Origin of the sequence: Roseimarinus sediminis, from assembly GCF_050433125.1 — a bacterium.
Taxonomy (GTDB): Bacteria; Bacteroidota; Bacteroidia; order Bacteroidales; family Prolixibacteraceae; genus Roseimarinus; species Roseimarinus sediminis.
This window is the reverse complement of sequence record NZ_JBNPXV010000003.1, coordinates 317193-340161: the sequence shown is the minus strand read 5'-3', so window position 1 is coordinate 340161 and position 22969 is coordinate 317193. Positions and strand designations below refer to the sequence as shown.

Annotated in this window: 21 protein-coding genes; 14 read left to right on the top strand and 7 right to left on the bottom strand. The window is 44.1% G+C overall.

The genetic code is table 11. The features are described from left to right. Positions 1 to 158 precede the first annotated feature (158 nt). Positions 159 to 1880, top strand: coding sequence for a single-stranded-DNA-specific exonuclease RecJ (recJ, locus tag FHS86_RS06045; protein ID WP_429412077.1), 1722 nt, complete (start codon positions 159 to 161; stop codon positions 1878 to 1880). A gap of 99 nt (positions 1881 to 1979) precedes the next feature. Next, positions 1980 to 2477 carry a hypothetical protein gene (locus FHS86_RS06040; RefSeq protein ID WP_429412076.1) on the top strand — a complete coding sequence of 166 codons (498 nt, stop codon included), beginning with the start codon at positions 1980 to 1982 and terminating at the stop codon, positions 2475 to 2477. Here FHS86_RS06040 and FHS86_RS06035 read toward each other — a convergent pair. The 5 genes from FHS86_RS06035 to purE all read right to left on the bottom strand — a co-directional run bounded on the left by FHS86_RS06035 (position 2474) and on the right by purE (position 7796). Next, positions 2474 to 3112, bottom strand: a complete 639-nt coding sequence (locus FHS86_RS06035; protein ID WP_429412075.1) for an HAD family hydrolase — start codon at positions 3110 to 3112, stop codon at positions 2474 to 2476. The genes FHS86_RS06040 and FHS86_RS06035 overlap by 4 nt on opposite strands. Beyond that, positions 3105 to 4247 carry a 1-acyl-sn-glycerol-3-phosphate acyltransferase gene (locus FHS86_RS06030; protein WP_429412074.1) on the bottom strand — a complete coding sequence of 381 codons (1143 nt, stop codon included), beginning with the start codon at positions 4245 to 4247 and terminating at the stop codon, positions 3105 to 3107. The genes FHS86_RS06035 and FHS86_RS06030 overlap by 8 nt, the downstream gene beginning before the upstream one ends. Before the next feature lie 67 nt (positions 4248 to 4314). After that, the gene (locus FHS86_RS06025) at positions 4315 to 6348 is read right to left on the bottom strand and encodes a ComEA family DNA-binding protein (protein WP_429412073.1); all 2034 of its coding nucleotides are present in this window, start codon (positions 6346 to 6348) and stop codon (positions 4315 to 4317) included. Beyond that, positions 6345 to 7097, bottom strand: a complete 753-nt coding sequence (locus tag FHS86_RS06020) for a PorV/PorQ family protein (RefSeq protein ID WP_429412072.1) — start codon at positions 7095 to 7097, stop codon at positions 6345 to 6347. Before FHS86_RS06020 ends, FHS86_RS06025 begins: the two co-directional genes overlap by 4 nt. A gap of 192 nt (positions 7098 to 7289) precedes the next feature. Beyond that, positions 7290 to 7796 carry a 5-(carboxyamino)imidazole ribonucleotide mutase gene (gene purE / locus FHS86_RS06015; RefSeq protein ID WP_429412071.1) on the bottom strand — a complete coding sequence of 169 codons (507 nt, stop codon included), beginning with the start codon at positions 7794 to 7796 and terminating at the stop codon, positions 7290 to 7292. Positions 7797 to 7977: 181 nt separating this feature from the next. Between purE and hpt the strand changes: the two genes are divergently transcribed. After that, entirely contained in the window at positions 7978 to 8517 is a 540-nt protein-coding gene (gene hpt / locus FHS86_RS06010) for a hypoxanthine phosphoribosyltransferase (RefSeq protein ID WP_429412070.1), read from the top strand. A gap of 23 nt (positions 8518 to 8540) precedes the next feature. Beyond that, positions 8541 to 9113, top strand: a complete 573-nt coding sequence (locus FHS86_RS06005) for an adenylate kinase (protein ID WP_429412069.1) — start codon at positions 8541 to 8543, stop codon at positions 9111 to 9113. Between the two features lie 38 nt (positions 9114 to 9151). Here FHS86_RS06005 and FHS86_RS06000 read toward each other — a convergent pair whose 3' ends face one another. Continuing rightward, positions 9152 to 9844, bottom strand: coding sequence for a response regulator transcription factor (locus tag FHS86_RS06000; RefSeq protein ID WP_429412068.1), 693 nt, complete (start codon positions 9842 to 9844; stop codon positions 9152 to 9154). Then, positions 9828 to 11078, bottom strand: a complete 1251-nt coding sequence (locus FHS86_RS05995; protein WP_429412067.1) for a sensor histidine kinase — start codon at positions 11076 to 11078, stop codon at positions 9828 to 9830. The genes FHS86_RS06000 and FHS86_RS05995 overlap by 17 nt, the downstream gene beginning before the upstream one ends. 212 nt (positions 11079 to 11290) lie before the next feature. On the opposite strand from FHS86_RS05995, the gene FHS86_RS05990 reads away from it, so the two are divergent. The 10 genes from FHS86_RS05990 (at position 11291) to galB (ending at position 22781) form a co-directional block, all read left to right on the top strand. Beyond that, positions 11291 to 11563 carry a hypothetical protein gene (locus FHS86_RS05990; protein ID WP_429412066.1) on the top strand — a complete coding sequence of 91 codons (273 nt, stop codon included), beginning with the start codon at positions 11291 to 11293 and terminating at the stop codon, positions 11561 to 11563. A gap of 233 nt (positions 11564 to 11796) precedes the next feature. Beyond that, a complete protein-coding gene (locus tag FHS86_RS05985) occupies positions 11797 to 12600 on the top strand; it encodes a DUF6597 domain-containing transcriptional factor (RefSeq protein WP_429412065.1) in 804 nt (267 codons plus the stop codon). 153 nt (positions 12601 to 12753) lie between these two features. Beyond that, positions 12754 to 13521 carry an ABC transporter ATP-binding protein gene (locus tag FHS86_RS05980; protein ID WP_429412064.1) on the top strand — a complete coding sequence of 256 codons (768 nt, stop codon included), beginning with the start codon at positions 12754 to 12756 and terminating at the stop codon, positions 13519 to 13521. Positions 13522 to 13532: 11 nt separating this feature from the next. Beyond that, positions 13533 to 14294, top strand: coding sequence for an ABC transporter permease (locus FHS86_RS05975; protein WP_429412063.1), 762 nt, complete (start codon positions 13533 to 13535; stop codon positions 14292 to 14294). A 56-nt stretch (positions 14295 to 14350) separates the two neighbouring features. Further along, positions 14351 to 15250 (top strand): hypothetical protein, encoded by a 900-nt coding sequence (locus tag FHS86_RS05970; protein ID WP_429412062.1) that lies wholly within the window; start codon positions 14351 to 14353, stop codon positions 15248 to 15250. Between the two features lie 13 nt (positions 15251 to 15263). Beyond that, positions 15264 to 17519: an ATP-binding cassette domain-containing protein gene (locus FHS86_RS05965; protein ID WP_429412061.1), complete on the top strand. Its 2256-nt coding sequence runs from the start codon at positions 15264 to 15266 to the stop codon at positions 17517 to 17519. 513 nt (positions 17520 to 18032) lie between these two features. Continuing rightward, positions 18033 to 18329 (top strand): hypothetical protein, encoded by a 297-nt coding sequence (locus FHS86_RS05960; protein WP_429412059.1) that lies wholly within the window; start codon positions 18033 to 18035, stop codon positions 18327 to 18329. Positions 18330 to 18571: 242 nt separating this feature from the next. Next, positions 18572 to 19141, top strand: coding sequence for a DUF4256 domain-containing protein (locus FHS86_RS05955; protein ID WP_429412057.1), 570 nt, complete (start codon positions 18572 to 18574; stop codon positions 19139 to 19141). A 274-nt stretch (positions 19142 to 19415) separates the two neighbouring features. Further along, a complete protein-coding gene (locus FHS86_RS05950; RefSeq protein WP_429412056.1) occupies positions 19416 to 19826 on the top strand; it encodes a hypothetical protein in 411 nt (136 codons plus the stop codon). A 207-nt stretch (positions 19827 to 20033) separates the two neighbouring features. Next, entirely contained in the window at positions 20034 to 22781 is a 2748-nt protein-coding gene (gene galB, locus FHS86_RS05945; RefSeq protein WP_429412055.1) for a beta-galactosidase GalB, read from the top strand. Positions 22782 to 22969 lie beyond the last annotated feature (188 nt).

Genomic DNA, 22969 nt, shown 5'->3' with positions numbered 1-22969 from the left:
GAAAATAGGAGAATGAATAATAAAAGTTTCATTTTTAAACGCTGGTTTTTAGTGAACTACCATCAGCGACTTACAAACTTTGTGCTGGTAATTTAAAATAGTTTTTAGTTGAGAGGGGATTTGCTATCTTTGAAACTTCATGGTGCAATACATTACAAATGAATAACGAAAAGGTCTGGAAAGTAAAAGATCCGGGAGACAGAAACGATGTAAAGCACTTGTCGGCAGAGCTTAATGTAGATATGACGGTGGCCAATCTTTTGGCACAACGCAATGTTCATACTTTCGAAGAGGCAAAAGCTTTTTTCCGTCCACGGCTTGCAGATTTACACGATCCGTTCCTGATGAAGGATATGGACAAAGCCGTTGAACGATTACATCTGGCAATTGAACGACAAGAAAAAGTGCTGATATATGGCGACTACGATGTAGACGGTACTACTTCTGTGTCGATGTTGTACCTATTTCTGAAGGATTACATCGAACAACTCGATTTTTACATCCCCGACCGCTATTCCGAGGGTTATGGTATATCACCCAAGTCGATCGAATTTGCTGCCGACAATCATTATACCCTCGTAATTGTTATCGACTGCGGGATCAAAGCCATCGAAAAAATTGCCTACGCCCGCACCCGCCACCTCGATTATATTATTTGTGACCATCATAATCCGGGTGATCGAATGCCCGATGCAGTGGCGGTACTCGATCCCAAACGTCCCGATTGTACTTATCCTTTCAAGGAATTGTCGGGCTGCGGAGTGGGTTTTAAATTTTTGCTCGCTTATTGTATTCGCTACGACAAACCCATACCCAAACTTTACGACCTGCTCGACCTGGTGGTGGTTAGCATCGCATCGGACATCGTTCCTGTTGTGGGCGAAAACCGGGTGCTGGCCTATTACGGGCTCAAGAAACTAAACAGTAATCCCAGTACCGGACTTAAAACATTGATTAACAATTCGGGCATTGCTTCAACCGAAATAAGCATTAACGACATTGTATTTAAAATAGGTCCTCGGCTCAATGCAGCCGGACGTATTGAGCATGGTAAGAAATCGGTTGAACTGCTCATTTGTGAAGATCAGGAAGCGGCCAATCGCATGGGTGAGGAAATTAATTCGTTCAACGAAATCCGGAAGTCGCTCGATCGCGACATTACTCAGGAAGCACTCGATTTGATTGCAAACAGTGAAGAGCTCACAGCCCGAAAATCAACGGTGCTTTATAATCGCGACTGGCATAAGGGTGTCGTTGGGATTGTGGCCTCACGACTTACCGACGTGTATTACCGTCCCACCGTCATTTTAACCGAAAGCAACGGCATGGCCACCGGTTCGGCCCGCTCAGTAAAGAACTTCGATTTGTATGAAGCCATCGATTATTGCAGCGATTTGCTTGAATCGTATGGAGGGCACATGTATGCCGCCGGACTGACCATGAAAATTGAAAATATCAAGCGCTTTGAATCCCGTTTTGAAGAGTTTGTCCGGCAAAATATCACCAAAAGCCAGCAGGTTCAGACCATCGACGTAGATGCCAAACTGCAACTCAGCGAAATCACACCAAAGTTTACCCGTATATTGAAGCAATTCGAGCCTTACGGACCTCACAACATGACTCCGGTATTTATCACCGAAGATGTTTTTGATGCCGGAACAAGCAGAGTGGTAGGGAAAAACGGAGAACATCTGAAACTCGATCTGGTTGAACCCAACGGTTCCTCGAAGCGTTTCCCGGGCATTGCCTTTTCACAGGCTGATAAGTTTCCGCTCATCGAATCGGGACTGCCATTCGACATTTGTTATTCGATTGTTGAAAATGAATTCAGAGGACGTACCTCAATGCAGCTTCTGGTTAGAGATATAAAAAAGAGATAAAATAGTATCTCTTTTTTACGCTCACTTTTCTTCTTTTCTTTTGCCAAATTCAAACGATAAATTCTATTTTCGCCTCACAATTAAACGACATTTCTGGTAATGAGGTTAAGCGCTTTTTTAATTTTCTTTTTAATCATTTCGGTATCGCAGGTTATGGGCATTGGAAAGGTGCGCCGAACCAACAACTTTCAAAGCTATAAAGATCCAATTTATGAATTGGGTTACTCAACGAATATTTCGTACCTGAAATACGAAGCTACCTTTTCGCCACAACTCAGCCTGTATTACAAGCGGAATGTCTCTGGATTTTTTGCAATTGGTGCCGGATACAATGCCATTTTTGACGAACACTTTCATAATACCGTGCATCTGATCACCTCTTTCAGGTTGTACCGCGGGCTCTTTGTTTCCATTAACCCGGGCCTGGTTTTCAAAAATTATCGCGGGCGGGCACAAACGCTCTACTCACTTGGTTTTTCAACAAACTATCAAGTGAATATCAGTGAAAAGATCCATGTCGGACCAAAAGCCGAAGTGGTCGTAGTTCAGGACGATATGAATTATTTGCTGGGTTTTAATATGGGGTTGTCATTCTAAAGCACCTGTGGGAGCTGTGAGATGTTTTCAAGCACGATAGCTCCCGTATTCCGTAATTTTTGAGCCGATTGATGTCCGTTGGCCAGCAAAATACACTGGCAGCCCATGGCCTTGGCTACGTCATAATCGTGAGTGGTATCGCCAATCAGAACAGCAGTTTCAGGGTCGATTCCGGTTTCTTTCAATAGTTTAATCCCCAATTCGGTTTTCGAGCTGGCATAATGATTATTGAGTCCGCTAACCTGTTCGAAATAATCATCTAATTCAAAGTTGATCAGAAATTCAAGCAACTTTATTTGTTCGGCTGCCGACAGTATTAATTGCTTGTAGCCTCTTTGGGCAAAAGCTTTTAAGGTGTCGTGCACGCCCTTGTGCAAGCCGGCTTCCGAAACTTTTGAGTAATAAAGGTCGATGTATTGCCGGGCCGGGATTTCAAAAGGTTCGCGCGCAAAATCGAAACCAATGCGCTGATAATAATCTTTAACAGGAAAACCAAATACGTCGAGATAGGTTTCACGACTAAGCAAGGGGAGCTTTCGTTGGTCGAGTAAGCGATTAATCACTGAAAGTGAGACATCGGTATCGTTGAGCAAGGTACCATTCCAGTCCCATATAATGGTTGTAATTTTAGGCATTCAAAACAAATTTTTGATAGTTGATCACCGGCGTGGCATACATGTACAGGTATTTTTCGCTGGCTTCGTTGTAATCGAAGTGGATGCTTTGCAATTCATGCTTCATCATCGCGACGAATTTTTCCTTCTCCGCTTCACTGTAATGCGACTGGTGTTCCGATGAATTATTCAGCAGGTCGAAAGCGATATAATTGTTTGGCCAAAGTTTGTAATTGGCATAAACTCGTTGGTCAATATAGGACACCATGGCTTTGATGGCCTCTCCTTTATTTTTCCCTTTTGTCAACTCGTCAATTCGAATATTCATGGGATTGCCAAAAGAAAAGTGTACTCTTCCTTTGGCCTGCATCACCCCATTGCCCATGCTTCGCAAGTCGTCCTGGGCTGTTTTGGTATAATCGGGCTGGTATTTTCGTTTCAGCAATTCTTCTACTTTTGAAATTCCACAAGGTTCGATTTCGTACGAAATGGCCATGGGTACAATGTTTAGTTCTCTGAAACCTTCGATGAGCTTCCCGTCGTAGCTCATGCCAAGCATTTTAAGCAGGGCGGGCTGTGTTTGGTCATTACCATCCTTGGTTCGACCCTCGCGCTGGGCAATCCATACCGATTCCCCTTTTTGTGTAATGGCATACCTGATATAGGCTGAGAGGGTTTTCGATGCTTCCAGCTGTTCCCGAACTCCCAGATTGCGCTTTACAACAAATGCCCGGTTGAGTCGTACCAGTTTTTCAATCCAGTCGAAAATCAAAAGATTGTTGCCAATGGCAATCTCTGTTTTTCGAAATCCATGTTGTTGCATTACCACATTAAGGAAGGCTGCATCAAGTATAATGTCGCGGTGGTTCGAAATAAACAGATAGCGTTCGTCGGGGTGGAATTGCTCCATGGCGCTGTAACTCAGACCATCGGTGGTGTTTTTTTCGATCTCTCTGAGCAAGGGATAAATAATAGTTTCCTGCAGTTCTTCTACACTTTTTGTCTCCGACATTTTTTGAAGGACCACTTCACTCATACCAGGCTGAGGATACAGTTGTGCTGCCATTGATCTGAAGTGTTGATCTTCAACCAGCGCTTTTATTGATGTAGCAAACTCCTCATTATGATAAGGGCGGATTTCCTCAAATGATGTCATGTTTTTTTTATTGATGAAGTGCAAATTTATAAAAATGAAGACAAGGTAGAAAGCGAATGCTCATTTACTATAAGCGATAGCTAAGCTGAATTTTCAGGTCGGTACGATGCCGGCCCTCAATTTCAGCAGGTCCTGAGCCAATTGTGAAATTTTCGTCGAAATAATAAGCCTGTGCTATTTTCAGATATATTTTCATACGCGGAAGGGGAGCATAGGCAAGGTTCAGATAATAGCGGAGTCCCCTTGAATAAAAGGCAGGAATGTAAAACGACTGTGGCACATCGTGTTCGTAAGTATAAATACGACTGTTGTAATCCTGGGTGTTGAAATAGGCAAAGCGGGTAGTGAACCTCAGTTGCGACAGGGCTTGAACGGAAGCATCGGTATAAATCATTGCGCCAAGGGTTTGTTTTGTATCCTTTTTATACAGACTTCCTTCAGCACGAAAGCGAAGTTTCAGCATTTCGTTCACTTCCCATTCGAGATTGATTCTGCCTTTGCTGCTGTTTTTTGTTGTATCGGTTTTTATGGCACCCGGCAGTGCTGCGTTTTCATTGTTGCTTTTTGAACTCATTCTTACAGTGCATGCTAAACCAGGCTGTATTTGGTACTTTGCCTGAAAGGCAAGATCTCTTCCCCTGACAGGCGCCAGTGAATTGTAACGCATCCAGTACGATCGGTAAACATCGATATAAGCTGAAAGCGAAAGGCCGGGAAGGGCCTGTAACGACAATGAACTGTAGATTCCCTGTTCGTTCCGGGTGTCATCCCATTCACCAAACGAAGTGCCGTTGATGCTGTGATAATTGGCAGCATAATCCCGGTAAACAATGTTAATTAACACTTCATCGACGGGTTGTGAAGTGCTACCAAGCAGCAGGGCTTTACCACCTGAGCGGCTGAGGGCCAGTTCACCGTAAACATGGTTTCGTTGCATGATCCATCGCAAAGCGCTACTGATGTTGTAGTTAAAATCACCTGCGAAGTAATGCAAATTGTAAAGTCTGTCAGAGGTCTGTAAGCGATGATCAAACCATTGTATTATCGAGTTGAGACTCGCTTCGAAACGGTTGCGGCGGTAGCTAAGTACTCCACCGGCAAGCTGCGAGCGGATACGATCGCGGCTGTTGATTTCACTGTTGGTACGATGATAACCAGTAGTAACAAGCGAGGTGAAATTAAGAACGGATCCATTTTCGGAAGTGTCGCCGGGACTTGCATCCAGTTTACGCTGGGAGTAAAAGCCGATCAGTCCCAGAGGCCCCAGCTGCCATTCACAGGCCAGCCCGCGCAGTGCAGCATTTTCGTCGGTCGACGTGTAATTTTTAATACCTTGCCCCGTAGCACTGCTGTTGGTGAGGTCGGTCGATTTGCGGCTGGCATAGCTGCTCCACATCACCAGCCCCTGACCAGCTTTGATCTGATAATCGCCTAAAGTCAAAGTTCTTAGTCGTTTGTTGCCACGGTAGGAAAGATAAGCCGAATAGAAATCGAAACCCTGCTTGTTGCTTTTGGTGAAGAAAGCTTCGCCTGCATCATTCTCTGCACTGAAGCCCCACATGAATCGATCGCCAGCCTGTCCTCTGTATTTCAAAAGCAACTGTTGCGCACTGCCTTCAAAAGTTTTTTCTCCCGTACTGTCGGGCAGGTAACCCATTCGCTGTTCAAGAACCTGATTATAGCGAAGGTTTAGCTCATTTCGAATGTACTGTTTTGTCGTTGTACCAATGGGGTCAAAACGCAGAAAAGGTTCCATCAACGATGCCAGTTGTGCATTGAAGCCGTCAAGGGCCATTAATTCATAAACGGAGTAAAGCTGACCAACCTGATTACGGTATTCAAGCAGATTTTGAATTTGAAAGGCCGTCAGAAAAGGCAGCTGTTCCAATTCATTTTGTGTGGCGATGTTGATGTTTAAGGGGTTTTGGAGATAGCTTTCAAGGGTTTCGACCAACATGCTCATGTCGGCCGTTTCATCAAGGGTTTCGGCATACATTTCAACAATTTGTTCAATCACAGTGTGCCCGTCAGAATCATTTTGTTGCCCCGATAGCTGTATGCTGCTCAGCATCACGATGAAAAGGAGGTAGCGCTTTTTCACTTGGCAGGTGTTTTGTCTGTGAATATTCGCTTGAATTGATAACTCACAGCTACCATCGACGAGGTGCCCAGGTAGTGGTGATTGTTGAAAGCCACATCGAAGGTGAAACGTCGCCAATGGTAAGCAGCACCAGCATGGAATCTTACCAATGGAGCATTGATGCCCGCACGAATGAAAAAGCGGGGAACGATTTCCCATTCTGCTCCGGCCAGTAATTGTGTCTGTTGTTTTTGGCTTAATTCCACTTGATACGATAACTTGAATTGCTCAGCAAAGAGCGTGTGAGCCCCTACACTAAGCACGATCGGTAGATTTTCGCCTGTTGAAGCAGATGGTATGCCTGCCGATGCAGCATTCTTTACCTGGGCACCTACCCGGGTTTTTTCTGAAAGTTGAAAAATAGCTCCTGCTGCAAACGATACAATGCCTGCCGAACTGGCCTCTTCAGGAAGACGATTTCCATACCAGAAAAGTTGTACTCCGGCTGAAAGTCTAGGACTCATTGGCATGGCATAAGTGAGCCCGGCGCCGTAGTCTTTCCATTGGGCAGGCCCTGTATTGTAATAATGAAGTGCAAAACACGTCTGACGGAAAGGCAAAGCAGCAATGATACCATGGGTCGAAAGCTCCTTCACTCCAAAGCGGTTTTCGTAAAAGAAGGCTGCTTCGGTATAAGGTTGTTTTGATAGTCCTGCAGGGTTGTGGAAAACCGAAAAAAGATCAAACTGACAGACAAAAGCGTTTCCCATGCCAGCGGGTTGTGCTCCCGTTGGATAAACGTTGTTAAGGGAATAAACACTTTTTACTAACAATAGCAACGTCAGAGGCAATATGGGGGGTACGAATCGCACCTGCTGACAATTGGTTATAAGTCAATAAAAAAGGTGTACGTTAACGTACACCTGATTTGACATTTAAAATACAAAAAAAATCGACACGAATCAGTTGGTTTTGTATTTAAATTTAATTTCAGCCAAATCTTTATTGGCTTCCACAATCTTGTCTTTCAGCTTTTCCTTATAACTGGCCAGTCGTGTAGCCATGCTTTCATCGCCGGTTGCGATCATCTGGGCTGCCAAAATGCCGGCATTTTGGGCTGCATTGATCCCTACAGTGGCTACGGGGATTCCCGGAGGCATTTGTACAATGGCCAAAAGGGCATCGAGTCCTTCAAGGCTTGCTTTAATGGGAACACCGATTACGGGCAGGGTAGTCATCGATGCAATGACGCCTGGCAGGTGGGCTGCCATTCCGGCTGCGGCAATGATCACCTTAATACCTCGTTCACGCGCCCCTTTTGCAAATTTTTCAACTTCGGCCGGTGTACGGTGAGCCGATAAGGCATTGATCTCGAACGGAATTTCAAGTTCGTTTAACAACCTGGCTGCTTTTTCCATTACGGGCAGATCGCTGGTGCTGCCCATGATAATACTTACAACTGCTTTCATATATTGAGTATTTGTGTTGAATATGAGGTGTTTTGCCTGCTTGTCTTCGTCCTGAATTCAAGGGTTGAAATTACAAAAAAAATACTTTTCATACAGGACAAGTCTTTTTCATTCAAAATTGTTTTCCGTTTTTAAATTATTTATGGGTTATTTGTAAAATATTTCAGTAAAATATTGAATGATGGGAAGAATTAAATTACACGACAAAGAGTTTGAAACTTACATACCTTATCAGAAAATTAATGAAGCTGTTAAGAACATTGCGCAACAGATCAACAACGATTTGAAAGGAGAGGATGTATTATTTATCTGCATCCTGAATGGTTCATTTATGTTTACATCGGAGTTGTTTCGGGAGATTGATCTTGAACAGCCCGAAGTAACCTTCCTGAAACTATCGTCGTACGACGGAACCGACACCACCGGCCAGGTGAAAAAACTGATCGGACTGAATGACCCGATACAGGGAAGAACACTGGTGGTACTCGAAGATATTATCGATACCGGGATCACCATTGTCGAGGTCATGAACATGCTTAAGGAGCATCATCCCAAAGATGTAAAAATTGCTACCATGTTGCTCAAACCTGAAAAGTTTGGTAACAAAATGCCAATCGATTATGTGGGCATGGAAATAGGCAACGAATTTATTGTCGGGTTTGGACTTGATTACAATCAGAAGGGAAGGAATTTGTTGGATATTTATAAAATTGTTGAATAACCAAACCAACATACCATCTACCTATGTTAAACATTGTACTATTTGGCCCTCCTGGTGCCGGCAAGGGAACACAAGCCTTGTTGCTCAGGGATAAATATCAGCTTCAGCACCTGTCAACAGGCGATCTGTTGCGCAAAGAAATTGCACTTCAAACCGAGCAGGGGATCGAGGCTGCAAAATATATCGATAAGGGAGAACTGGTGCCCGACCAGCTGGTAATTGCCATGATCGAACATCAGATTAATCTCGATCACGGAGCCAGGGGCGTTATTTTCGACGGTTTCCCGCGAACGGTTCAGCAAGCCAAAGCGCTCGATCAGCTGATGGAGGACATCAATCAGAAGGTGGCTGGCATGTTGGCACTCGATGTTGACAAACAGGAACTGATTGAACGACTGCTCGAAAGAGGAAAAACATCGGGGCGAAGCGATGATTGCAGCGTTGACATTATCGAAAATCGAATCAATGTTTATCTCGAAAAAACGGCTCCGCTCAAAGCCTATTACGACCAACAGGGAAAGTATATCAAGGTGAACGGCTCAGGCAGTATCGAAGCAATTGCCGGGCGATTGGATGCAGCCGTAAATAAGTTGTAACAGCTTACTACTTTTTCTTCAGCTATTCAAAAGTTTGTTCAGCATTCCAGTACATAACCCACCTTGGGGATGTTGTTGATTTGTACCTCATGGTCGTCGCTCAGGTATTTGCGCAATTTGGCAATGAAAACATCGAGGCTGCGGCCGTTAAAGTAGTCGTTGTCGCCCCAAACCGAATAGAGAATGTTGTCGCGCGTTACAATTTCGTTGGGCGAGCTGCATAGATGGCGCAATACTTCACTTTCCTTTTTGGTGAGCCGTTTGCTTTTATCATCGAGTTTCAGGAGCTGGTTTTTATAGTCGAAAACAAATTTCCCAATGGTAAACTGATCACGTTGAATGTTTTCGTGCGGCTGAATGTTGTAACGGGTAATGATGGCATTGATCCGGCACAACAGTTCATCTTCGTCGAAAGGTTTGGTAATGTAGTCGTCGACCCCCAGATTAAAACCTTTCAGCTTGTCGTGTTTCATCGATCGGGCGGTAAGAAAAATAAGCGGAATGGTTTTGTTTTCGGCTCTGATCCTTTGTGCAAGATTAAATCCGTCGATGCCGGGCAGCATCACATCGAGTATGCAAAAATCGTAGCTTTCTTCCTTGAAGCTTTTTATTCCGGCATGCCCGTCGCGGAAAAGTTTTACATCGAATCCGTTCGATTCGAGAAAGTCGACCAACAGAAATCCAAGACTGGTATCATCTTCGACCAGCAATATCCTAGTTCGTTTCATCATCTAAAGGTAAGTTGATTGTGAAAACCGATCCTTTTTGTTTACCCTCTTCCACCTTAATGCTTCCTCCGTAAAGTTCGCACATTTGTTTTACGTAGGTCAGACCCAGCCCGAAACCTTTTACATTGTGCACATCTCCGGTCGATATACGGTAGTATTTTTCAAAAATACGATCGTATTCGCTTTTTTCAATACCTATTCCCTGGTCGCTTACTTCAATAATAAGCTGCTTGTTTTCATTGCGGGTGGTGATTTTAACCATGGGCGAATTTTGAGAATACTTGATGGCATTGTCGAGCAGGTTCGAAAGCATGAGCCTGAAATGTTCAGGTGTACCCGCCAGTGTGGCCTTTTTTGCCTGAAGGTTGATTGTGAGCTGTCCCTGAAGACTTTCAATCCGGCTTTGAAAAGCCTTTGCTGTTTGCTCTGCAAGCAGGTTAATGTTGACAGGCTGAGCCACGCCCCGCTCATTGGGTTGACATGATAAACGAAGTATTTCTTCGACGTGCTTCTCCATTTTGTCGTTTTCTTTCGAAATAACCGAAACATACTCCATGATTTTGCTGTCGCCAATGCTTTTTTCTTTCTTCCTGATCAAACTGGAAGCAAACCTGATGTTGGCCAGCGGTGTCTGGAATTCGTGTACCATGTTGTTAATGAAATCGGACGTTTGCTGCAGCATTTTGCGTTCTTTTCGAAACATGCGGGAGGTAAACAAAAATGAAAACATGACAAATAGAACCGATACAAATGCCAGTAGTGAAGCACCACTTATTTGCGATAACAAAAACTGATTGCGCTCGGGGAAGTTCAGTGCAATCTTGATCCCATCTTTCTCGAGCATTCCGTTTAGGCTTTGTAGATAGAACCTGGCCCCGAATAATTTGTCGTTGGCTGTTTCGGGGTCGGTTTCGGTAATTTCAAAGGTATAGTCGAGGTCGATGTGGTAAATCTCCATTTTCGACCGGATGATGCTGTCGAGTTCGGCAATCTTCTGTTCGCGTACATTAATTTTGCAGGGACGTCCGCACAGATAGTTGTTCATGTCGGAACAGGTTGAAGCGCTTTGGCCAATGTCTTCACGGGCTTCAATAAGCGCCTTGGTAACCATGTGGTTAAAATGGATTTCCTTGAAGCGGGCCGCCTTAAACAGCCAGTCGACCTGCACTACCAAAATGGCAATCAGTGCCAGAAAGGTTAAAAGAGCGAGCAGATTTTGATGTTTTAAATTCTTCATGCAGCATCGTAAAAAAGAAAATATTTGTTATTGTTCAGCGCTTCGATGGTCTGAATCCGGCACAAATTTATGGAAAAAGACGATGATCTCTTTATTTTAACAACACGTTAACATGGAATAACAATCCATTAACGTTTTCTTTTGTTATTAATGTATATTTTTGAATCATTCTAAATAGAAAAAAGTTAAATCAAATTAATAATTTTAAAGTTATGAAAAAGCAATTGATTCTTTCCTTACTCGTAGTATTTGTTTTAGGCGTATTTGCTCCTGCAGTTGTAAACGCAATGGACAATCAGCTTGTGATTGTTAAGGTAGATGGTGAAGAGAAGAAAGCCGATACCAAAAAGGCTGAGAAAAAAGCAGGTGACTGCGCCGCAAAAAGTGAGACTAAAACAAGCACTTGTGCCGACAAGGCTGAAAAAAAATCAAGCTGTGATGGCGAGAAAAAAGCTGACTGTGGTGCAAAAACCGAAAAAAAATAATGCAGCTTTTTGTTTTAAATGAAAAAGCTCATCCTGCGGGGTGAGCTTTTTTTGTGCGGTAATTTTGGATTGCAAAATGCTGCTCAATCACCCCAAATTCCCTGTAATTTTCGATATCTGTTCTTTTGAAAGCATGCGATGTGACTGAAAACCATTAGGGATGTTCCAGATCCTGTTGTTGTTGAACTTGCCTTGTTTTGCTTTTAATTTTATTTTTGCAAAAAAGTCCCTGCATGCGTTTTCAGATTGTACAGGCTGGTGGTTTCCTTAAAAATTTCGTTAGGCACTATTGTCTAATGGAAACCGACGCAGTTGAAGGCAACATGGTTGAACGGGTAATTCCTACTGAAAATGTTCAGCTTATGTTTCATTACCGCAATCCCTTTGTTATATGCCATCAAAACAATATTACCAGACAGCAACCCCGCAGCATCGTTAGTGGCTTAAGTAACTCCTATTCCGATGTTTCGACCTTTGGAGAAGCAGGTGTGGTTTTCGTTCAGTTTTATCCGGCAGGTGCCTGCCATTTTTTCAATTTTCCACTTTCCGAGCTCGAAAACCAAAGTTTTGATTTGTCCGATCTTTTTAATGCAGAAATCAGGCAAATTGAGGAGCAGCTTTTTCATGCCAAAACAGTGCAGGCGAAAATTGCAGTGATAGAGAATTTTTTGATAAGCAACTATTCATCAATTCCATACTACGACAATGCCTTGCTTGCCAATGGCATTCAGTTGATTAAACAACACAAGGGACAAATTACAGCCAATAGTTTATCTCAAAAACTTGCGATTGCTCCCAAAAGCCTGGAGCGAAAATTTTCGTCAAGGCTGGGCAAAACACCCAAACAGTACATTAAACTGATCCGTTTTCAGGAGACCCTGAAAGATTTCAGCCAGCACAAACACATCAGACTCACCGAGTATGCCTATCGGAACGGCTATTTCGACCAGGCGCACTTTATACGTGACTTCAAAAGTTATTCGGGTTATACACCCAAAGAATTTGTTGAGAGGTACCCGGATTATACGGTAGATTAGAATGGATATAAAATTTTAAAATTCCAAAATATTAAACCCTGTCTAACAAACGGCACAACTGCGTTTGTACGCGGTTTTTTGTCGTTTTTTTACAATTTTCGCTGCACCTGCTGAAGCTATTTTTGCTGCATCATTCAAAATGTATTATTAATCATGACAGCAGAAATCCAAATTCACAAGCTTTTCAAAAAGTACCCCAACGGCACAGAGGCGTTGAAGGGAGTAAGCCTCGAAATCGGCAAAGGGCAGTTTTTTACCTTACTCGGACCCAACGGTGCCGGAAAATCGACTCTCGTAAAAATCATGACAACCCTGATTGAAAAAGACGCTGGCAGCTTTCTTATTTCGGGCATCAATCCCGAAAATAGCCCGTCAAAAATTCAGCAACTAATTGGCGTAGCGTCGCAGGAAAACGAAATAGATACTACCGAAAAGGTGGAGACCCTGCTTGTTTTCCAAGGTCGATTGTTTGGTTTGTCGAAAGCCGAAGCCATCCATCGTGCCGATGAACTGATTGAAATGTTTCAGCTATCAGACGAGCGAAGCAAAAAGGCTGCTGCACTTTCGGGTGGAAATAAACGCCGCTTGCACTGCGCACTGGCTTTGGTACACCGTCCGCAAATACTGTTTTTAGATGAACCTACCGTAGGGATGGATCCTTTGGCAAGAGCCAACTTTTGGGAAATTATTGCGGGTCTCAACAGTTCGCAGGGCGTTACCATTTTCCTTACCACACAGTACCTCGACGAAGCCGATAAACACGCTTCAGAAATGGGGCTAATTGTTGCGGGCGAAATTTGTTACGCGGGAAGCATTGCCGGATTCAAAAAAATGGTAACCCCCGATGGTGATTTATCGCTCGACGACAGCTACCTGCAATTTATTAAAACGATGAACAATCATTCAATATCCAATAATTGAAAAGGGAAGACATGAAAACTGCAAATGTATTACTAATTGAACGTGGAATAATGAAGCTGGTGAAACAACCTTCGGCGTCTATCATGGGGTTTGGTATGAGCTTGTTTTTCTTGTTAGTTTACAATGCCGGAATTGGCGGAGTGGGTGATCTCGAAGCCTTTGGTTCGGGCGGTTACCTTTCGTTTGTATTTCCCATTGCCATTATTTCGCTGGCTATGGGCTCGTCGGCCGGAGCCGGACAAACATTGAATGCCGACATGCAATCGGGCTACTTCCGGAGGCTTTACCTTAGCCCGGCCCCTCGGTGGATTTTAGTTGTTGCTCCCATGCTGGCCGACACGCTTTCGTCGTTGTTTTTCACCGTATTGCTGCTTGCCATTGCCGCACTTTTTGGCGTGAGCTTTCAGTTTGGTTTCTTTTCGGTGCTGGGCATCTTGCTGCTTTCATTGCTTTGGTCGCTCACCCTTTGTGGCTTCTCGGCAGGCATTATGCTGCGCACCGGTCAGCACCAAAGTGCAGCCATTGTAACCAATGCTGTTTTCCCACTACTTTTCTTAAGTACTACCTTTCTGCCACGTGAACTCATCACATCGAAATGGCTGCTGGCCGTGTCGTGGGCTAACCCGGTCACCTATCTACTTGAAGGGAATCGTTATCTGCTCGCGGGAACTTCTTCATCTGGTTTCTATTACCTTGCATTGGGAATAACTGTCATCACTTCAATTGTTTCGGTGGTTTTTGCACTGAAAAGTGCGAAACGAATTAGAATTTAATACCTGCTGACATACAGTTGTCAAAACCTTATCTTATTTTTAGGAAAACAGTTAAAATGAATAAAAAAGACATCATCCTATCAAAAATATTTGAACAGCAGGGAAGCAACGGGTGCTGGAAAATGTTGGATGTCGACCACAAGTATTACCCTGTTTATCAGCATTACGTCCCCAATTTTAAGGCAACATTGTGGACGCTGGTTTTACTGGCCGATTTGGAACTTGATCCAAACGATGAACGGGTGAAACTTACGCTTGAAATCATAAAAAACCACTTTTTCGATACGGAACAGGGCATTTATTCGCTTGGCAACGATCACTTTCCAATTCCTTGTCTTAACGGAAACCTCATTTATCTCGATGCCTACTATAACCAATCACTTTCAGAGAAAAGTCTTTTGGCCATCAACTTTTTTAGTAAAAACCAGCGTTTCGATGATGGAAATTACAATGAGCCCCGAAGCATTTACTGTAAAAACTCCAGTTGTTACGGAAAACATACCTGCTATTGGGGCGTGGTTAAATTACTGAAAGGCTTGTCGTTTGTTGCTGAAAAGGATCGAACTTCGGAAGTAAAATCGCTCATCGGACGGTGCATCGACTTTGTTTTGTTGCATCGTGTTTGCTTTAGCTCGCGAAACCCTGAACAACCTTTGGCCAACAACATTGATCAACTGGGTTTTCCGTGCATGTACAAAAGCAATTTCCTTGAAATACTTTGGCTCCTGAAACGCGAAAAAGTTCGTTCACAAAAAGTTGAAGATGCGTTGAACCTGCTGCTATCGAAAAAGCAATCCGATGGTACCTGGCTTCTGGAGAAGAAAGTGAGTAACATGGTAACAAGTGTTGGTGCCGGGAAGCGATCCAACCCTTTTGTGTCCAAGCGGGCCAACGAAATTTTGTCGTTTTTTTACAATTCGTCATCAGCAGGAAATGCAAATTTTGCCGAACATTAAACATTCAAAAGCCATGAACAGAGACCACATCATTGTAAAAAATGCACACACCAACAATCTGCAACACATCGACATTAATATCCCCAAACACAAACTGGTAGTTTTCACCGGTGTTTCGGGTTCGGGGAAATCATCGCTCTTGTTCGACACCATTTATACCGAAGCACAGCGACAGCTGGTCGAAACCTTTTCAACCTTTGCCCGCACCCGCATGCCCAAGTTGTCGCGCCCCGATGTTGATGATATTCAGAACCTTTCCACAGCTATCGTAATTGATCAGAAACGAATGGGCAACAACCTGCGCAGTACGGTAGGAACTGCAACCGAGATCAATACTTACCTGCGTTTGCTTTTTTCGCGCGTGGGAAAACCATTGATCGGTCCATCGTTTTATTTTTCGTTTAATCACCCCGAAGGCATGTGCCCGCATTGCAAGGGCCTTGGCAAGCAAATTAAAATCGATCTCGATTTGTTTTTGAACAGAGAGTGGTCGATCCGCGATGGAGCCATTCTGCATCCGCACTATAAACCGGGCTCGTTTATGTGGAAAGAACTGGTGAGTTTGGATGTGGTGGATGTCGAAAAACCGTTGAAAGATTATTCCATCGAAGAATTGGAGCTGCTTTTGTATTCCGAACCTTTTGCCATCAAAAACGCCAAAGAAAAGCTTTCGTACAAGCGAAACTTTGAAGGCATTGCCCGCAAGCTCGAAAAAGCTGTTGCCACGCGTGCCGACGATGAAACAGCCGATGATGCAAAAAACGCATATACTAAATTCTTCAACTATCAGCTTTGCAGAGAATGTGACGGCACCCGACTGAACGAGCGCGCCCGAAAAGTAAACATTAACGGTTTGAGCATAGCCGAAATATGCAATATGGAATTGAATGATGTGCTGCCTTACGTTCAGGCCATCGACGACGAAATATCTCGTCCGGTTTTACGAAAAGCGCAATTTCTGCTTCAGCAACTCATTGAAATTGGTGTGGGATATCTCTCACTCGATCGGGCGGTGGGAACACTCTCGGGTGGCGAAGCTCAGCGGGTAAAAATGTCGAAGCAAATGGACTGCAACCTGGTGGATATGCTGTACGTGCTCGATGAGCCTTCCATTGGTCTGCATCCGCGCGATACTGAAAATTTGATGAACATTCTGTTCCGTTTGAAAGAGCGAGGCAATTCGGTATTCGTGGTCGAGCACGACCCCGAAATTATTCGCGCAGCCGAATGGATTGTGGACATGGGGCCACGTGCCGGAAAGTTTGGCGGCAAGGTAGTGTACAATGGCGAACCTTCGGGTTTGGCTGCTGCAGAAAGCATTACTGCTGAATACCTTCATCGGAAAGAAAAGCCAACATTCAAACGGAAAACTGTCACATCGTTTTTCGAAATCAAAGATGCTTCGGCCAACAACCTGAAAAATGTATCGGTAAAGATTCCAAAGGGTGTGCTCACCTGCGTTACCGGCGTTGCAGGTAGTGGTAAAAGCAGTCTTATTCACGAATGCTTTGCAAAGAAGCATCCCGAAGCCATTGTAATCGATCAGTCGCCCATTGGCAAGTCGTCGCGCGCCAACGCTGCTACGTTTATCGGGGTGTTCGACTTTATACGGAAAGCGTTTGCTGCTGCTACAAAAAGTGAAGCATCGCTGTTCAGCTTCAACTCGAAAGGAGCCTGTCCTAAGTGTAACGGACAGGGCCTGGTAACATTTGAACTGCATTTCCTCGATTCGGTTAAAACCCTTTGCGATGAATGCGAAGGCAAGCGCTACCATGCCGAAGTGCTGGAATTGAAATACCAAGGAAATAACATTGCCGAAGTGCTCGACATGACCATCAACCAGGCTTTCAATTTTTTTGAAGTTCCCAAAATAAATAAACATCTAGAGCTGCTGCAAAAGGTCGGTTTGGGCTATTTAAAACTGGGACAATCGTTAAGCTCGCTTTCGGGCGGCGAAGCACAACGACTGAAAATAGCTACTGAGCTTAAAAAAGAAGGTAAGATCTACATTATGGACGAACCCACCACCGGGCTGCATATGTCAGACATCGATAATTTTTACAAAATTGTAAAATCGCTGGTAGACAATAATAACACAGTGATTATTATTGAGCATAACCTCGACATTGTCAAGTATGCCGACTGGATTATCGACATGGGCCCCGGGGGTGGCAAAAGTGGAGGAGCACTGCTTTTTGAGGGCTTGCCCGAAGATTTGGTCAAGTGCGAGCACTCTGTAACAGGGAGGTATTTGAAGATGCTTCTTTAAAGTACGCAGGGAAAGGAAAAATTTTAGCCCAAGCCGTACAAAGGATGGAGAGCGCCATTCAGAGATAGGAACGCTACGGGGGATGACATAGAATGAATGCGATACGTTTTTATGAAGAGTATGCATTAGTTTTCACCCTCGGATTTTTTCCGGTTATTTCATCGTTTAACCTGGGCCTGTTAGTTCAAACAACTATCTTTTAGAATCGTTTTTATTGCTTAATTAACCCAATTTTTTCATCAAAAAAAAGTCATCATGCGGGTTAAAAAACATTTTTCTTTTCTGCTCGTTTATTACGATGAATGTTGATCTGGGCTTTATCTCAACATTTCATAACTATAAATGTTGTGTTTAAGATGAGAAAATGGGTGTTGGTCAAAAACAAGGAATAATTTAATGAATTGTTTTCTGCGTTTTTGACCATTGTTAAACTAAGCGTGGAGACCAGAAACCACAAAAAAAACGGGGCGATACTGAAAATCCATATGAGTAGGAGAACTTAAATTTGACAAAATGAAAAAGCTGGTAATTATCATTACAGTGTTTATGAGTATTAGTTTATCTTCTTTAGCCCAGGTAAATCCTCACGCCATCGGTTTGCGTTTTGGAGGTGACGGAAATATAAACGGCGCCGAAATTTCGTATCAACAAGCCTTTGGAGATGTCAATCGATTGGAACTTGACTTAGGCTTCAAGGGCTATCGAAATTATAACGACATGTTTGTAGCCGGAATCTATCATTGGGTTTGGAATTTGACTTTAATGAACTGGGAGCCCCGATACTTATTAGTATGGATGCCCGACCAATGATCGATGTTGTAGGATATGACAACGGTTTTGGCTGGGGTGCTGCTCTTGGAGTAAGATACACCTGGTAAGATTGGCTTGATAATATAATTTAGATTGTGCTGTCCGGAGTGTCAGGGTTGATGTCTTTCATAAAAACCAACTCTCCGGACAGCATTTTTTTTTTGAACCATCGGATTGTGCTTCTTGTTTAAAGGGGGATAACTTTGGGGATGAATCCATCCTGTTTATTAAAACTACCAGCCATGGCAACAAAACAAGCAAAAAATCTTTCAGAAGCGCAAATAAAAAACCTGCTGGAGATTTTAAAGCATCGCTTTGAAAACAACATGCACAGGCATAACGAGATGAAGTGGAATAAGATTGAAGACCGTTTAAATTCGATGCCCCATCAACTCTGGTCGCTGCTTCAAATGGAAGAAAGCGGTGGAGAACCCGATGTTGTTGCTTACAATCAGTCGGACGATGAATTTCTTTTTTTCGATTGTTCACCGGAGAGCCCTAAAGGAAGAAGAAGCCTGTGTTATGACCAACTTGCACTCGAATCGCGAAAAGCAAATAAACCACGCAGCAGTGCTGTGAAAATGGCCAATGAGTTTGGTGTTGAACTGCTGAACGAAACACAATATATGTTTTTGCAACAGCTTGGTAATTTTGATACCAAAACCTCGAGCTGGGTACTTACATCTGATGATGTGAGGGCTGCCGGTGGTGCTGTTTTTGGAGACCGGCGTTACGGAAGAGTATTCTTTTATCATAATGGTGCTGAATCGTATTACGCAGCCAGAGGATTTCGGAGCTGTCTGAAAATATAAGTAAGGCCCCTTGTTTTTTAGTTTAATGCGTACATTCAAAAGTGATAAGTGTGGACCTTCGTGCGGGTAGGTGCAAGCATGTCGTTAGAAATTGTTTCATAAAAATCTCTTATTGAACATTTGTTTGTTTCCTTTCTTTTCATACCTTGCCTGAACTTCAAATTAACAGGGTAAAATTTGAATCACTTATAAACAGGGTAATTCTGGTATTCCGATTCTTGAATTGGAAGCCGGAAGCAAATTATTATGTATTTAAACAATTGTAAAAAGTGGTATGGAAAAAGAAGTAATTTTTGAACATCCGCGACTCAGACTGACGTATTATCCTCAGCTGTCGTGTATCCTCGAAACCTGGGACGGGTTTACCGATTTCGATCTTTTTGTAGAGTTGCTCGACAAGACCCTCCATCTGATGGTGGAAAAAGGGGCAAAAAATCTTATTCTGGATACCAGGCTGCACAAGGGCCTGAATCCAAAAGGAAATGAACATGGTGCCAATGCCTGTCTGGCGCACGCAAAGGAACATGGCCCAATGAAGCATGCCATCATCGTTCCATCGTATATTTTCTCACAAATGTCGGTCGACAACTTTGTAAAGAATGTCGATAGCAAGAGTGGAAGTAGCCTGGTTGTGAATAAACATTTCCAGGATCTCGACTCAGCTCTGGCCTGGATGAAGGCGTAATTTAAGGGTAAAAATGTCAATTATACAGGCAGTTGTTCGATTGGGCAACTGCCTGTTTGTTGAATGAATGTTTTAAGAGATGCTGTAAAGAGCCTAACGTAAAGATGTTTCACCGAAAATTCTATCTTTGTTATTTATCAGGGTCAATTGGTCTGGATAATAAAACAAATGCCCTGAATACAAATTGGTCTAACCAACAAATCACCAATGATGAACTTACGCGTGTACCCTTCTGTTTTGCTCACTCTTCTGTTCTTTTCCCTGTTCATGCTACCAGGATGTAAGCAGGATAACAGTACCAGTATTGAATCACCGCGAAAGCGGGAATTGATCAACGAGGGCTGGCATTTTTTCAGGTATGAGAACATGGCAGTTGCCGATGAACTCATTTATGATGTAAAGCCGGGCGACATCGATTACAAGGATGACAAAGACGCCGACTCTCGTCCCACCGAAGCCCTTGAGCTGGTAGTCGACCGCGAAGTGCTGAAGCCCTGGATTCTCCCAACAGCCAATGAGTTCATAAAAGATAGTGCCGCTCATTATTCCCGTCCGGAAGGAAATCCCGGAAGTGATTTTCCCTTTGTTCAGAATGACTTTGACGACAGTAGCTGGGAGCAGCTCGATTTGCCGCACGACTGGGCCATTGCCGGTCCCTTTCTCGAAGGTTGGGATGCCGAAGTGGGCGGTGGCATGGGACGTTTGCCTAGCCATGGAGTTGCATGGTACCGCAAAAAAATAATCATTTCTGAAAGCGATACCGCTAAGTCGGTCTTTCTCGAAGTGGATGGAGCCATGTCATACGCCATGGTGTGGTTCAACGGTAAGCTTGTGGGAGGCTGGCCTTATGGTTATAATTCATTTCAACTTGACCTCACACCCTGGGTGAAACCTGGTGGCGACAACCAGTTGGCCATTCGCATCGACAATCCTCCCAACTCATCACGCTGGTATCCCGGTGGTGGCATATACCGCAATGTGTGGCTCATTACCTGCAATAAAGTGCACATTGCTCAGTGGGGAACCTGCATTAGCACCGACAATGTTACTGTTAATTCGGCAAAAGTGAATGTTGAAGTGGACATCGCTAACGACGAAACGGAAGCAAGAGAAGTTACGCTTTACACCGAAATATTTGAACTGGATGAGAAGGGAAACAAAAAGGGCAAGCCGGTATTAAAGCTTGGTCCGCTTAAAGTGGAAGTAAAGAAGGGTCAAAGAGCAAAAGCCTTTATTCAGGGAAGTATTGAAAATCCAAAGCTTTGGGGGCCACTACCCAATCAGGAACCTAATTTATATGTAGCAGTTAGCCGGCTCGAAACCAATGGTGAAATAGCCGATCGACACGAAACACAGTTTGGAATTCGCTCGTTAAACTTCGATCCTGAAAAAGGGCTTTTCGTGAATGGTGAGCACATTATTTTGAAAGGAGTCAATCAGCATCATGACCTGGGTGCGCTGGGAGCAGCCTGGAATTACCGTGCAGCCGAACGTCAGCTCGAAGTATTGCGCGAACTGGGTACCAACGCCATCCGTATAGCACACAATCCACCAGCTCCTGAGTTGCTCGAATTGACCGATAAAATGGGCTTTCTGGTAATCGATGAGATATTTGATGTGTGGGAAAGAAAGAAAACACCACTCGATTTTCACCTGATTTTTCCTGAATGGTATGAAGCCGATACCCGCTCGTTCATTCGCCGCGACCGCAATCATCCTTCGGTCATTGCATGGAGCATCGGCAATGAAGTGGGAGAGCAGTACACCGGTGAAGCAGGAGCTGAAGTTGGTAAGCGTTTGCATACGATTGCAAAGGATGAAGATCCCACGCGTCCGACCACAGCCTCGTTTAATTATGCAAAACCGCACATGCCCCTGCCTGCCGTAATGGATTTGATCAGCCTGAACTATCAGGGTGAAGGCATACGAAATGCACCGGCTTATGCTCATTTAAAAGGCATCAACACTGAACCATTGTATCCCGATTTTCACAAAGCATTGCCTGAAAAATTAATTATTAGCAGTGAAAACGCGGCAGCAGTGAGCAGCCGGGGTGAATTTGTCTTTCCTGTTACCAGCGGCATCAGTGCGCCGGTGAGTGATACTACCGGCGGCGATCCCGTAAAGCTGCATGTGAGTGCCTACGAGTTGTACACGGCTCCTTTCGGCTCATCGGCCGACAAGGTGTTTCGTTCACTCGATCAGCATCCCTTTGTGGCTGGTGGTTTTGTATGGAGTGGCTGGGATTATCTGGGTGAACCCACCCCTTATTACCTGGCGCGCAGTTCGTATTTTGGGTTGATCGACCTGGCAGGTTTTCCTAAAGAACGCTTCTATTTGTATCAAAGCTACTGGCGCCCCGATTATCCGATGGCGCACATCCTGCCACACTGGAACTGGCCCGGAAGAGAAGGCCAGGTAACGCCGGTGCATGTTTTCACTTCGGGCGACGAGGCAGAGCTTTTTCTGAATGGCGAATCGCTGGGGCGAAAGAAAAAAGGAGCATATGAATACCGGCTTCGCTGGGACAATGTTCGTTATGCGCCGGGAACCCTGAAGGTGCTTGTGTACAAAAACGGAAACAGCTGGGCCGAAGATGTGGTGGAAACTACCGGAGACCCTGTTGCACTTCAGCTCGAAGCCGATCGCAGCACCATTGCTTCCGATGGAAAAGATCTTTCATTCATTACCGTAACATTGCTGGATGCCGAAGGCCGGGTGGTGCCTGATGCCGATAATGAAATAGAAATAAAGATTGAAGGAACAGGTGTGTTGCTGGCCACCGATAACGGCGATCCTACCGATATGACTGAATTTCCTTCGGCTGTAAGGAAGGCCTTTAACGGGCTGGCACTGGCCATTGTAAGTGCTGAAAAAGGAGTAAGCGGCACCTTTACGGTGAGCGCGCATTCACACGGACTAAAGGGGCAAAGCATTACAATTGTGGCAAAATAAAGTTTATATTGAAAAATGGCTGTTACTAACGATACGAAACAGCCATTTTTGTTCCCGGAAAATTGAAAATGTTGTGTGACCCTTTCACTTTTGAAGAATTCCTGCTAAGTGATATGCTGGAACGAATCAGGAAAAATAAAGGCAGACCTGCTAAAAGCGACAGTCTGCCTTTGGTGTCCAAATAGTGA